We start from the raw sequence: 12,490 nt of genomic DNA, 5'->3' as shown, positions 1-12,490 counted from the left end.
GCGAAAAGCAGTATTAGTCGCACTGCACCTTAATGGCCAGGCCACCACGGGACGTCTCGCGGTATTTCGCGTTCATGTCTTTACCGGTTTCGTACATGGTTTCAATCACCTTATCCAGCGATACGCGAGGTTCGCTGGTACGGCGCATCGCCATACGTGAGGCGTTGATGGCTTTCACCGAGGCAATCGCGTTACGCTCGATGCACGGCACCTGCACCTGGCCCGCGACCGGATCGCAGGTCAGACCGAGGTTATGCTCCATACCGATTTCAGCCGCCACGCAGACCTGCTCAGGGCTTGCGCCCAGCAGCTCTGCCAGGCCCGCCGCCGCCATGGAGCAGGCAACGCCAACTTCACCCTGACATCCTACTTCAGCACCGGAGATGGATGCATTCATTTTGTACAGCGCACCGATGGCACCTGCCGCCAGGAAATAGCGGATGTAGATATCCGGCGTCACGGGCTCAATAAAGTGATCGTAGTAGGCCAGCACTGCCGGAACGATACCGCACGCACCGTTGGTTGGCGCCGTCACGACGCGTCCACCGGCGGCGTTTTCTTCGTTAACCGCCAGGGCAAACATGTTTACCCAGTCGACCACGTTCATCGGGTCGTTGGAAAACTTGTCCGTGGTCACCAGCATACGGCGCAGGGCGGAGGCACGACGCGGCACGCGCAGTGGACCCGGCAGAACGCCTTCGGTGTTCATCCCGCGATCGATACAGGCGCGCATGGTTTGCCAGACGTTGGCAAAATAGTCTTCAATCTCTTTCTTGCTGTGCAGGGCCAGTTCGTTCTGCATCACCATGCCGGACAGTGAAAGACCGGTCTCTTTGCAGTAGCCCAGCATCTCGGTAGCCGATTTGAACGGGTACGGTACGCTGACGTCGCCGACGCTATCTTTGCCAAAATGCTCTTCATCCACGATGAAGCCACCGCCGATGGAGTAGTACGTTTTGCTGTAAATCTCTTTTTCACCGCTGTAAGCGTGAATGGTCATGCCGTTTTCATGCAGCGGCAGGTTGTCGCTACGGAAACGCATGCCGTCATCCTGCGGGAAATCGACTTCCTGCTGGCCGTTTGCCAGCAGCAGGCGGCCGCGTGTTTCCACGTCGCGGATGAATGCCGGGATGGCATCAATATCAACGGTATCCGGCATATTGCCTGCCAGACCCATAATAATGGCGATATCGGTGTGGTGGCCTTTACCCGTTAATGACAGCGAGCCGTAAACATCCACGGCGACACGGGTAACGCTTTCCAGTAATCCTTTTTCGACCAGATCATCGACGAACTGTTTACCGGCCTTCATCGGGCCAACAGTATGGGAAGACGAAGGGCCAATTCCCACTTTGAACATGTCGAATATACTAATCACTTTCACACTCCTGACAGGGTTACCGGGGTTCCAGTAACGATGTTATAACTGCGCATAGTGTAAGAGGGAACACCGACCTCGGCTTAACTATTCACATGAATTAAACTAATGGTTGACGATGGGTTTTGCTAATAGCGCGACGCGGATCGCAAACCTGCGAAAAAGGATGGAATGTAAAGTATAGTCAAGGCTTCAGGCCGATTTGCAACGCCAGTTCACGAATAATGCCCGCCGTCATGCCCCAGACAAAATAATGCTGATACCAGGACAACCAGACCCGATGGTCATGCCCTCGTCGATGAATATCCAGCGGATGATAACGGCTTAGCCGGAGCGCCTCTTCAAGCGGCATTTCAAACACTGCAGAGACTTCATCGACGCTGGCGTGATACTGCAGGTCCGGCGGGATAATACCTACCACCGGCGTGACCTGAAAACCGGTGACGCTGTCGACGGGCGGCAGCACGCCGATAACTTCCACCGCCTCCGGCGGAATGGCCACCTCTTCCTGCGCTTCCCGCAGCGCGGCGGCAATCAGCGAGGCGTCGGAGCTGTCAACCGCACCACCCGGAAAGGCGACCTGACCCGCGTGCTTGCGTAAATGGGGAGAACGCTGGGTGAGCAGCAGGCCCGGCTGCGCGCGACGCACGACCGGGATCAGCACGGCCGCCTGACGCTGATTCAGCGCCTCGCGGTTGACCTGCGGTCTTAGTAGCTGAAATCGAGATAAAAAATCATCCAGCGTCAGGTTCTCTTTTTCCACCCGTGATTACTCCAGTTGTTTCAGGATACGGTTAACTTTATCAAAGGTTTCCTGATATTCCGCGTCGACCTGGCTGTCGGCAACAATACCGCCCCCGGCCGAACAGTAGAGATTTCCGCTGCAGGCGGTCAGCGTGCGAATGGTGATGCTGGTATCCATGGTGCCGCACAGGCTGATATAGCCGATGCTGCCGCACCAGGCGTTGCGGCGGTGCGGTTCCAGTTCGTCGATGATTTCCATGGCGCGAATTTTGGGCGCGCCGGTGATGGAGCCACCCGGAAACGCGGCGCGGAGCAGATCGCAGGCGGCGCGAGAGGCGGGCAGACACGCGGTTATGGTGCTGACCAGATGATGGACTGCCGGGAAAGGCTCGACGACAAACAGTTCCGGCACGCGCACGCTGCCCGGTTCGGCGACGCGGCCGATGTCGTTACGCATCAGATCCACAATCATCAGGTTCTCGGCGCGGTCTTTCGGCGAGGCGGCAAGTTTTTCCGCCTGCTGGCGATCGGCGTCGGGATCGGCAAGACGCGGCAAGGTGCCTTTAATAGGACGGGTTTGAATCGTGCCCTCGGCCAGATGAATAAATCGCTCGGGTGAAAGACTGAGTATTGCACCCTGTTCCAGACGCACAAACGCGCTAAACGGCGCCTTATTGCTGGCGTTAAGACGGGAAAACGCCTGCCACTCGTCCCCCTGATACGTCGCCTGGAAACGCTGGGCGAGGTTAACCTGATAGCAGTCGCCGCTATGCAGGTACGCCTGAACGCGAGCGAATTTTTCGGCATACTCCGCTGCACTCATATTTGAGCGCCAGCCGGAGGTCAATATGAACGTCTGTGCCGGTGCAGGCTGCTGCGATTCAAGCCACGCCAGACGCGCCTGCACGTCACGATGGCTCAGCAGGGAAACCGTTTTTTTCAGGTGATCGACAATTAACGCCCAGTCGTACAGCCCCACGGCCATGTCGGGCAGGGGAATATCAGCCTGCGCATGCTCGGGCAGCGCTTCGAAACGGCGACCCAGATCGTAGCCAAACAGGCCCAGCGCGCCCCCCTGAAAGGGAAGGTCCGGGTTTGGCGTAGCGGATAGGCCCAGCGCGTTAATGGCTTGCTGAAGCTGCGCCAGCGGATCGCCAGTTAAGGACAGGTCATCGGTTGTCAGCGTCTTTAGCGGATCGGCCACCAGAATGTCGAAGCGGCTGTAGGGGTGGTCCGCATGGCCGGAGTGCAGCAGCATCGCAAACGGAAGATGGCTCAGGCGGGCAAACCAGTATTCAGCGGCGTCTGTCCGCCAGGGCAGGGTAATAACAGTGGGGAAGCGCATGTTCATGTGTGGCATACTACCGGGCAGCGTGAAATAATTAGCGCGAATAATTTAGCAGGAGTTGACGATGTTTGCAGGTTTACCTTCTCTGAGCCATGAACAGCAGCAGAAAGCGGTTGAGCGAATTCAGGAACTGATGTCCCAGGGGATGAGCAGCGGACAGGCGATTTCCCAGGTGGCGGAAGAACTGCGCGCCACGCATACCGGCGAGCGGATCGTGGCGCGTTTCGAGGATGAAGATGAAGAGTAATCGGGCTTAAACCGCCGCGATAATCTTAATCTCTACCTTGTATTCCGGCTTCATCAGCGTGGCCTGTACGGTGCAGCGTACAGGCGCGTGACCCGCCACAACCCACGCATCCCAGGCTTTATTCATTGCCGCGAAATCATCTTTGTTTGCCAGGAAAATCGTCGCATCCAGAATGCGGGATTTGTCGCTGCCCTGTTTTTCCAGCACGGCATCAATCTGCGCCAGAGTGTTAGCCGTTTGCTCGAACGCATCCGCATCCAGGTTAGCCGGTACGCCGGTGTAGTAGAGCGTCTGGTTATGGATAACCACATCAGACCAGCGGGCTTCGGCATCAATGCGCACAATTGTCATAAACGTTTCCTCGTTATTTTTCGTCGTCAGGCGGCAAGACTGCCATATTGTTCTCGTGTCGTCACTATTTGGGGTGGCACAGGAGAGGATGGGCTGACATAATCCCTGTGCAAAAATACAGTGAGAGAGCACCGTGGCAGACGATTTTTCCCCTGAAGGTCAATTAGCGCAGGCTATTCCCGGCTTCAAACCCCGTGAACCTCAGCGCCAGATGGCGCACGCCGTTGCACGCGCCATCGATAAGGCTCAGCCGCTGGTGGTCGAAGCCGGAACCGGCACGGGTAAAACCTATGCTTACCTTGCGCCAGCGCTGCGGGCGAAAAAAAAGGTGATTATCTCGACCGGTTCGAAAGCGCTGCAGGACCAGCTCTACAGCCGCGATTTGCCCACGGTGGCAAAGGCGCTGAAATATAAAGGCCGTCTGGCCCTGCTGAAGGGGCGATCCAACTATCTCTGCCTGGAACGCCTTGAGCAGCAGGCGCTGGCGGGCGGCGACCTGCCGGTGCAAACCCTCAGCGACGTCATTATCCTTCGCGCCTGGGCGAACCAGACGGAAGAGGGCGATATCAGCACCTGCGCGAGCGTGCCGGAAGATTCCCCGGCCTGGCCGCTGGTGACCAGCACTAACGACAACTGTCTCGGCAGCGACTGTCCGCTGTATAAAGACTGCTTCGTGGTGAAAGCGCGCAAAACGGCGATGGATGCGGATGTGGTGGTAGTGAACCACCATCTGTTCCTCGCGGATATGGTCGTCAAGGATAGCGGTTTCGGCGAGCTGATTCCGGAGGCGGACGTGATGATCTTCGACGAGGCCCACCAGCTGCCGGACATCGCCAGCCAGTACTTTGGTCAGTCGCTTTCCAGCCGCCAGCTGCAGGATCTGGCGAAAGATTTCACCATTGCCTACCGGACCGAACTCAAAGATACCCAGCAGCTGCAGAAGTGCGCCGACCGTCTGGCGCAGAGCGCGCAGGATTTCCGTTTACAGCTCGGCGAGCCGGGCTATCGCGGCAACCTGCGCGAGCTGCTGGCGGACAAAAACATCCAGCGCGCGCTGCTGCTGCTCGATGATGCCCTTGAACTCTGCTACGACGTGGCGAAACTGTCGCTTGGACGTTCCGCCCTGCTGGACGCGGCCTTTGAGCGCGCCACGCTGTATCGCGGGCGGCTCAAACGGCTTAAAGAGATCAATCAGCCGGGGTACAGCTACTGGTATGAATGCACTTCGCGGCATTTCACGCTGGCGCTCACGCCGCTGACGGTGGCGGATAAATTTAAAGAGGTGATGGCGCAAAAGCCGGGAAGCTGGATCTTCACCTCGGCAACCCTGTCGGTGAATGACGATCTGCATCACTTCACCGAGCGTCTCGGCATTGAGCAGGCGGAATCCTTGCTCCTGCCCAGCCCGTTCGATTACGAAAAGCAGGCGCTGCTCTGTGTTCCCCGTAATCTGCCGCTGCCGAACCAGCCGGGTGCGGCGCGCCATCTGGCCGCGATGTTAAAACCGATGATCGAGGCCAACAACGGCCGCTGTTTTATGCTCTGCACCTCTCACGCTATGATGCGCGACCTCGCCGAGCAGTTCCGCGCCACCATGACGCTGCCGGTACTGCTGCAGGGCGAAACCAGCAAAGGCCAGTTGCTCCAGCAGTTTGTCAGCGCCGGAAATGCCCTGCTGGTAGCCACCAGCAGCTTCTGGGAAGGGGTGGACGTGCGCGGCGATACGCTCTCGCTGGTGATCATTGATAAGCTTCCGTTTACCTCCCCGGACGATCCGCTGCTCAAGGCGAGGATGGAAGACTGCCGCCTGCGCGGCGGCGATCCGTTTGACGAGGTTCAGCTGCCGGATGCGGTCATTACCCTTAAGCAAGGGGTAGGGCGCCTAATCCGTGACGTCACCGATCGGGGCGTGTTGGTCATCTGCGATAACCGGCTGGTGATGCGTCCTTACGGGGCAACCTTCCTTGCAAGCCTGCCGCCCGCGCCGCGGACGCGGGACATAAAACGCGCGGTGCGTTTCCTGGCAAATCCAACGGCGGAGTAATTTACCCCGGAGTATGCTAAGATGCGCGCCATTTTGTGACTGACCCTTGCGAGAGCGCGACGACTGATGCGAATTCTGGCTATTGATACCGCGACAGAGGCTTGCTCTGTCGCTCTGTTGAACGACGGTGCTGTTTCTGCCCATTTCGAAGAGTGCCCCCGGGAACACACCCAACGCATTCTGCCCCTGGTAAAAGCCATTTTAACCCAGGGCAACACCTCCTTAACCGACCTCGACGCGCTGGCCTTTGGCCGCGGCCCCGGCAGCTTTACGGGCGTACGTATCGGGATTGGCATTGCGCAGGGGCTGGCGCTGGGCGCCGAGCTGCCGATGATCGGCGTTTCTACCCTCGCCACCATGGCACAGGGCGCATGGCGCATGACCGGGGCAACGCGCGTGCTGGCCGCGATTGATGCCCGCATGGGCGAAGTTTACTGGGCCGAATACACTCGCGACGAGCAGGGCGTGTGGCACGGTGAAGAGACGGAAGCCGTGCTTAAGCCGGAAGCGGTCACTGAACGACTGCAACAGCTGTCAGGCGAGTGGGCAACCGTCGGCACCGGCTGGCCGGCGTGGCCAGACATGGCGAACGACACCGGGTTGACGCTGGTGGACGGCAACATGCTGCTGCCTGCTGCGGAAGATATGCTTCCGATTGCCTGCCAGCTGCTCGCAGCAGGCAAAACCGTGGCCGTTGAACACGCGGAGCCGGTTTATTTGCGAAACACCGTTGCGTGGAAGAAACTTCCGGGCCGCGAGTGAATCTCAGTAACAGGAACTGAGAAAAAGGAGTCGCATCATGGCGGTCCAGACTAAAGTAGTACGCCTTATTATGGCAGGCGCAGTTGCCATAGCACTGAGCGGATGCGTTTCCGTTCCTGATGCGATTAAGGGCACCAGCCCGACGCCACAGCAGGATCTGGTTCGGGTGATGAATGCCCCTGAGCTGTACGTCGGCCAGGAAGCGCGCTTTGGCGGTAAGGTGATAGACGTACAAAATCAGCAGGGGAAAACCCGCCTCGAGATCGCAACCGTTCCGCTGGACAGCGGCGCGCGGCCTGTACTGGGTGAGGCCTCTCGCGGGCGTATCTACGCGGACGTGAGTGGTTTCCTCGATCCTGTCGATTTTCGCGGACAGCTGGTCACCGTCGTCGGGCCGATTACCGGCGCCGTACAGGGCAAAATCGGCAGCACGCCGTATAAATTTATGACCATGCAGGTCAACGGGTATAAGCGCTGGCGGTTAGCACAGCAGGTGATCATGCCGCCTCAGCCGATCGATCCGTGGATGTGGGGTCCGCATCCTTATCGTTACGGCTACCCGGGCTGGGGTTGGTATAACCCGGGACCTGCACAGGTACAGACGATCGTTACTGAGTAACTTACTGTTATTGTTAGAAAAGAGACAGCGGCTCAGCCGCTGTCTCTGTTTTTTTACGGATAAAACGAAAAAAAAGAGTGACGCGCTTCGCAACCTTAAATCTGAACAATTAATAAACTGGTACGCTGAGTTAATATAATGTTAACAAACTGTTTATTATCGGGGTTGTGATGACGACGAACACTCATTTCAGAGGTGATGCATTGAAGAAGGTTTGGCTTAACCGTTATCCCGCAGATGTTCCTGCTGAGATCAATCCTGACCGTTATCAATCCCTGGTGGAATTATTTGAACACTCGGTAAGGCGCTACGCGGACCAGCCCGCATTCGTGAATATGGGCGAGGTGATGACGTTCCGTAAGCTTGAGGAGCGTAGCCGGGCGTTTGCGGCGTATCTTCAGGAAGGGCTGGGGCTGCAAAAAGGGGACCGCGTCGCGCTGATGATGCCAAACCTGCTGCAATACCCGGTGGCGCTGTTCGGTATCCTGCGTGCCGGGATGATTGTCGTCAACGTCAACCCGCTGTACACCCCGCGCGAGCTGGAGCATCAGCTTAACGACAGCGGCGCGGTCGCGATTGTCATTGTGTCCAACTTTGCCCATACGCTGGAAAAAGTGGTCGACAAAACCCAGGTGAAACACGTCATCCTGACGCGCATGGGGGACCAGCTCTCTACCGCCAAAGGCACGCTGGTTAACTTTGTCGTCAAATACGTCAAGCGTCTGGTGCCAAAATACCATCTGCCGGACGCTATCTCCTTCCGCCGCGCGCTGCATGCGGGCTATCGGATGCAGTACGTCAAGCCGGAAGTGGTCTCAGAAGATCTCGCCTTCCTGCAGTATACCGGTGGCACCACCGGCGTGGCGAAAGGCGCTATGTTGACCCACCGCAACATGCTGGCGAACCTTGAGCAGGTCAACGCAACCTACGGGCCGCTGCTGCATCCCGGCAAAGAGCTGGTCATTACGGCGCTGCCGCTGTACCACATTTTCGCACTGACCATGAACTGCCTGCTGTTTATTGAGCTCGGCGGTCAAAACGTGCTGATCACCAACCCGCGCGATATTCCAGGGCTGGTGAAAGAGCTGGCGAAATACCCGTTCACCGCCATGACCGGGGTAAATACTCTGTTCAACGCGCTGCTTAATAACAAAGAGTTCCAGCAGCTGGATTTTTCCACGCTGCACCTCTCTGCGGGCGGCGGCATGCCGGTCCAGCAGGCGGTTGCCGAGCGCTGGGTGAAGCTCACCGGTCAGTATCTGCTGGAGGGCTATGGCCTGACGGAATGCGCGCCGCTGGTCAGCGTTAACCCGCATGATATCGACTATCACAGCGGAAGCATTGGTCTGCCCGTTCCTTCCACTGAAGCGAAACTGGTCGATGATAACGATAATGAAGTTGCGCCGGGTGAGCCGGGTGAGCTGTGCGTTAAAGGTCCGCAGGTGATGCTGGGCTACTGGCAGCGTCCCGACGCGACCGACGAAATCATCAAAGACGGCTGGCTGCATACCGGCGACATCGCGGTGATGGATGAGGAAGGCTTCCTGCGTATTGTCGATCGCAAGAAAGATATGATTCTGGTCTCCGGCTTCAACGTCTATCCGAATGAGATCGAAGACGTGGTTATGCAGCACAGCGGCGTACTCGAAGTGGCAGCAGTAGGGGTGCCTTCCGGCAGCAGCGGTGAAGCGGTGAAGATATTTGTGGTCAAGAAAGATCCTTCTCTCACCGAGGAAGCGCTGATAACGTTTTGTCGTCGTCAGCTGACGGGCTATAAAGTGCCGAAGCTGGTGGAATTCCGCGACGAGCTGCCGAAATCCAACGTCGGGAAGATATTACGACGAGAATTACGTGACGAAGCCCGTGCCAAAGTAGACAATAAGGCCTGAGCTTCACGTTAATCGTCCAGACGCCGGTTAAGCCGGCGTTTTTTATGGGCGCAAACAAAAGAGAATCCGATTTGAATTACCAGATGATCACGACCAACGACGAGCTGGCTTCGCTGTGCGAAGTGACGCGCGACTTTCCTGCCATTGCCCTGGATACCGAGTTTGTCCGTACCCGAACCTATTATCCGCAGCTGGGTTTGATTCAGATGTACGACGGTAAACACGTGTCGCTGATCGACCCTCTCGGCATTACCGACTGGACGCCGATGCGTGACCTGCTGCTCGATACCGCCGTGACGAAATACCTGCACGCGGGCAGTGAAGATCTGGAAGTCTTTCTGAACACCTTTGGCATCATGCCTCAGCCGCTGATTGATACGCAGATCCTCGCGGCGTTCAGCGGTCGTCCACTGTCGTGGGGTTTTGCCGCCATGGTGGAGGAATATACGGGCCTGACGCTGGATAAGAGTGAATCCCGCACCGACTGGCTGGCGCGTCCGCTAACCGCACGCCAGCTGGAATATGCGGCGGCAGACGTGTTTTACCTGCTGCCGATCGCCGGACAGCTGATGAAAGAGGCGGAAGCCTCCGGATGGCTCGCTGCTGCGCTGGACGAGTGCCGAATGACCCAGCAGCGCCGTCAGGAAGTGGTGGATCCGAAAGAGGCATGGCGCGACATCAGCAACGCCTGGCAGCTGCGCACGCGTCAGCTGGCATGCCTGCAGCTGCTGGCAGACTGGCGCTTGCGTAAAGCACGCGAGCGCGACCTGGCCGTTAACTTCGTCGTCCGTGAAGAGCATCTCTGGGCGGTGGCGCGCTATATGCCGGGCAGCCTCGGCGAGCTTGACAGCATTGGGCTTTCGGGCAGCGAGATCCGTTTCCACGGTAAAACCCTGCTGGCGCTGGTCGCAAAAGCGCAGGAGCTGCCGGAAGATGCGCTGCCGGAACCGCTGCTGAACCTGATGGACATGCCGGGCTATCGCAAGGCTTTCAAGGACATCAAAGCGCTGGTGCAGGCAGTTGCAACCGAAAGCAAACTGAGCGCGGAACTGCTCGCCTCACGTCGTCAGATTAACCAGCTGCTGAACTGGCACTGGAAGCTGAAGCCGCAGAATGGCGTGCCGGAAATGATGGCGGGATGGCGCGGGGAATTGATGGCCGATCGCCTGAATACGCTGCTGGAAGGCTATCCGCGATAAAAAATATGCCGGGTGATAAACCCGGCATATTCCCCCGGTGGCGCTGCGCTTACCGGGGCTATGAAATCACAAACCTACGGACGCGACTCTTCCGCTTCCGGGAGCGTCACGTTCAGCTCCAGAATCGAAATATCCCCGTCTTTTTGTTCCAGCTGCACCGTCACCATCTCCGGGTCAATCTGCACGTACTTACAGATCACTTCCAGGATGTCCTTGCGCAGCTGCGGCAGGTAGTGAGGCTCGGCGTCGCTACGACGACGCTCCGCAACGATAATTTGCAGACGTTCTTTTGCGATGTTGGCGGTGTTCTTTTTCCGCGAGAGAAAAAAGTCCAGTAATGCCATAACTTATCCTCCGAACAGGCGTTTGAGGAAACCTTTCTTCTCTTCTTCAATGAAGCGGAAAGGACGTTCTTCTCCCAGCAGACGGTCAACGGTATCGGCGTAAGCTTTACCTGCATCTGCCATTGTATCAAGGATCACTGGCTCGCCCTGGTTAGAGGCGCGTAACACGGACTGATCTTCCGGGATAACGCCGACCAGCTTAATGCGCAGGATCTCAAGCACGTCTTCCATGCTCAGCATGTCACCTTTGTTCACGCGGCCCGGATTGTAGCGGGTGAGCAGCAGGTGTTCTTTAATCGGGTCTTCGCCATTTTCCGCACGACGGGATTTAGAGGCGAGGATCCCCAGAATGCGGTCTGAGTCACGCACGGATGAAACTTCAGGGTTGGTGGTGATGATCGCTTCATCAGCGAAGTAGAGCGCCATCAGGGCACCGGTTTCGATGCCGGCAGGGGAGTCGCAGACAATGAAGTCGAAATCCATTTTTTTCAGATCGTCGAGCACCTTTTCCACCCCTTCACGGGTCAGGGCGTCTTTGTCACGCGTCTGAGATGCCGGGAGAATGTAGAGGTTCTCGGTGCGCTTGTCTTTAATCATCGCCTGGTTCAGCGTGGCATCGCCCTGAATGACGTTCACAAAGTCATACACGACGCGACGCTCACATCCCATGATGAGGTCGAGGTTACGCAGACCGATATCGAAGTCGATAACGATGGTTTTCTTTCCCTTCTGGGCCAAACCAGTAGCGATGGCCGCGCTGGAGGTGGTCTTGCCAACGCCTCCTTTACCCGAAGTAACAACAATAATGCGTGCCATAGAAATTCCTTGTTAAAAAGGGATCAATTCAACGGTTGAACGGTCAACGCGTCGTCTGCCAGAAGCAGGCGAGCCGCTTTGCCATAAAATTCGGCTGGGATCTTGTCGCTCAGCCAATATTCACCTGCGATGGACACCAGTTCCGCCGTCAGGTGAGTACAAAATATTTGCGCATCTCGATCGCCACTTGCGCCTGCGAGCGCACGTCCACGCATCATACCGTATACGTGAATATTGCCATCTGCAATCAGCTCAGCGCCAGCACTGACGTGGCTTGTAACAATCAGATCACAGTTTGGTGCATAAATGCGCTGACCGGAACGAACCGGCACATCAATCATTCGCGTTTTTGTGACGGTAGTAACGTTTTGCACCGCAGGAGGGGGCGTTTCGACGGCAACGGGGGCCGCACGCGAGGCTTTTTCTTTTCCCTCATTCAGAAGGGGCAGCCCCGCACGCTCAATTTCCGCTTTCAGCTCAGAATCTTTGCAGCCGCTGATGCCCACGATACGCAGTCCGGTGGAGGAGACGGCCTGCTGGAGAAGTTTCCAGTTAACCGGAGCCTCAAGACCGCTGACGTTGATAACAACAGGGGCGTGCTTCAGAAAGGCGGGAGCCTGGGCGATTTTGTCTTCTAACGCCTGACGAATAACCTCGGGTTTTGCATCATGCAAATGTACCACTGATAAGGTGAAGCTACTGCCTTTAAGCTCGATGGGCGTGTTTGACATCCTGGCCTTACTCAATTT

At 57.2% G+C, this 12,490-nt stretch carries 13 protein-coding genes; 6 read left to right on the top strand and 7 right to left on the bottom strand.

What is annotated here, in order from left to right; genetic code table 11:
• Nucleotides 1-13: 13 nt before the first annotated feature.
• From sdaA to pabB, 3 genes are all read right to left on the bottom strand, one after another.
• Nucleotides 14-1,378: an L-serine ammonia-lyase gene (gene sdaA, locus ACW9E7_RS11580; RefSeq protein WP_023312197.1), complete on the bottom strand. Its 1,365-nt coding sequence runs from the start codon at nt 1,376-1,378 to the stop codon at nt 14-16.
• 184 nt (nt 1,379-1,562) lie between these two features.
• Entirely contained in the window at nt 1,563-2,141 is a 579-nt protein-coding gene (locus ACW9E7_RS11575) for a CoA pyrophosphatase (RefSeq protein WP_458727803.1), read from the bottom strand.
• A gap of 6 nt (nt 2,142-2,147) precedes the next feature.
• Nucleotides 2,148-3,473 (bottom strand): aminodeoxychorismate synthase component 1, encoded by a 1,326-nt coding sequence (pabB, locus tag ACW9E7_RS11570; RefSeq protein ID WP_458728392.1) that lies wholly within the window; start codon nt 3,471-3,473, stop codon nt 2,148-2,150.
• A gap of 61 nt (nt 3,474-3,534) precedes the next feature.
• Here pabB and ACW9E7_RS11565 point away from each other — a divergent pair, with 61 nt between their 5' ends.
• Nucleotides 3,535-3,717, top strand: coding sequence for a YoaH family protein (locus ACW9E7_RS11565; RefSeq protein WP_008500497.1), 183 nt, complete (start codon nt 3,535-3,537; stop codon nt 3,715-3,717).
• A 6-nt stretch (nt 3,718-3,723) separates the two neighbouring features.
• On the opposite strand, the gene ACW9E7_RS11560 is transcribed toward ACW9E7_RS11565, so the two are convergent.
• Nucleotides 3,724-4,068, bottom strand: coding sequence for a RidA family protein (locus ACW9E7_RS11560; protein WP_008500498.1), 345 nt, complete (start codon nt 4,066-4,068; stop codon nt 3,724-3,726).
• Nucleotides 4,069-4,201: 133 nt separating this feature from the next.
• Here ACW9E7_RS11560 and ACW9E7_RS11555 point away from each other — a divergent pair, with 133 nt between their 5' ends.
• The 5 genes from ACW9E7_RS11555 to rnd all read left to right on the top strand — a co-directional run bounded on the left by ACW9E7_RS11555 (nt 4,202) and on the right by rnd (nt 10,581).
• Nucleotides 4,202-6,112, top strand: coding sequence for an ATP-dependent DNA helicase (locus tag ACW9E7_RS11555; protein ID WP_023293935.1), 1,911 nt, complete (start codon nt 4,202-4,204; stop codon nt 6,110-6,112).
• Nucleotides 6,113-6,178: 66 nt separating this feature from the next.
• The gene (gene tsaB, locus ACW9E7_RS11550) at nt 6,179-6,874 is read left to right on the top strand and encodes a tRNA (adenosine(37)-N6)-threonylcarbamoyltransferase complex dimerization subunit type 1 TsaB (RefSeq protein ID WP_149366594.1); all 696 of its coding nucleotides are present in this window, start codon (nt 6,179-6,181) and stop codon (nt 6,872-6,874) included.
• Between the two features lie 37 nt (nt 6,875-6,911).
• Entirely contained in the window at nt 6,912-7,493 is a 582-nt protein-coding gene (locus ACW9E7_RS11545) for a Slp family lipoprotein (RefSeq protein ID WP_111964786.1), read from the top strand.
• A 203-nt stretch (nt 7,494-7,696) separates the two neighbouring features.
• Nucleotides 7,697-9,382, top strand: coding sequence for a long-chain-fatty-acid--CoA ligase FadD (gene fadD / locus ACW9E7_RS11540; RefSeq protein WP_072253790.1), 1,686 nt, complete (start codon nt 7,697-7,699; stop codon nt 9,380-9,382).
• 71 nt (nt 9,383-9,453) lie between these two features.
• Nucleotides 9,454-10,581, top strand: coding sequence for a ribonuclease D (gene rnd / locus ACW9E7_RS11535; RefSeq protein ID WP_127732801.1), 1,128 nt, complete (start codon nt 9,454-9,456; stop codon nt 10,579-10,581).
• Between the two features lie 74 nt (nt 10,582-10,655).
• On the opposite strand, the gene minE is transcribed toward rnd, so the two are convergent.
• Genes minE through minC form a run of 3 tightly spaced genes read right to left on the bottom strand, consistent with a single transcriptional unit; the run spans nt 10,656 to nt 12,472 of the window.
• The gene (gene minE, locus ACW9E7_RS11530) at nt 10,656-10,925 is read right to left on the bottom strand and encodes a cell division topological specificity factor MinE (protein ID WP_008500504.1); all 270 of its coding nucleotides are present in this window, start codon (nt 10,923-10,925) and stop codon (nt 10,656-10,658) included.
• Between the two features lie 3 nt (nt 10,926-10,928).
• Complete coding sequence (gene minD, locus ACW9E7_RS11525) at nt 10,929-11,741, bottom strand: septum site-determining protein MinD (protein ID WP_023312187.1); 813 nt, start codon at nt 11,739-11,741, stop codon at nt 10,929-10,931.
• 23 nt (nt 11,742-11,764) lie between these two features.
• Complete coding sequence (gene minC, locus ACW9E7_RS11520; protein WP_111964785.1) at nt 11,765-12,472, bottom strand: septum site-determining protein MinC; 708 nt, start codon at nt 12,470-12,472, stop codon at nt 11,765-11,767.
• Nucleotides 12,473-12,490: the final 18 nt, after the last annotated feature.

Source organism: Enterobacter sp. H2G27, from assembly GCF_054403075.1.
This window is presented reverse-complemented; position numbering and strand designations above follow the sequence as displayed.

Coding starts and splice junctions, on each gene's coding strand:
- ACW9E7_RS11565 (WP_008500497.1), top strand. CDS start 3,535: ATGTTTGCAGGTTTACCTTCTCTGAGCCATGAACAGCAGCAGAAAGCG.
- pabB (WP_458728392.1), bottom strand. CDS start 3,473: ATGAACATGCGCTTCCCCACTGTTATTACCCTGCCCTGGCGGACAGAC.
- minC (WP_111964785.1), bottom strand. CDS start 12,472: ATGTCAAACACGCCCATCGAGCTTAAAGGCAGTAGCTTCACCTTATCA.
- ACW9E7_RS11545 (WP_111964786.1), top strand. CDS start 6,912: ATGGCGGTCCAGACTAAAGTAGTACGCCTTATTATGGCAGGCGCAGTT.
- tsaB (WP_149366594.1), top strand. CDS start 6,179: ATGCGAATTCTGGCTATTGATACCGCGACAGAGGCTTGCTCTGTCGCT.
- minE (WP_008500504.1), bottom strand. CDS start 10,925: ATGGCATTACTGGACTTTTTTCTCTCGCGGAAAAAGAACACCGCCAAC.
- minD (WP_023312187.1), bottom strand. CDS start 11,741: ATGGCACGCATTATTGTTGTTACTTCGGGTAAAGGAGGCGTTGGCAAG.
- ACW9E7_RS11560 (WP_008500498.1), bottom strand. CDS start 4,068: ATGACAATTGTGCGCATTGATGCCGAAGCCCGCTGGTCTGATGTGGTT.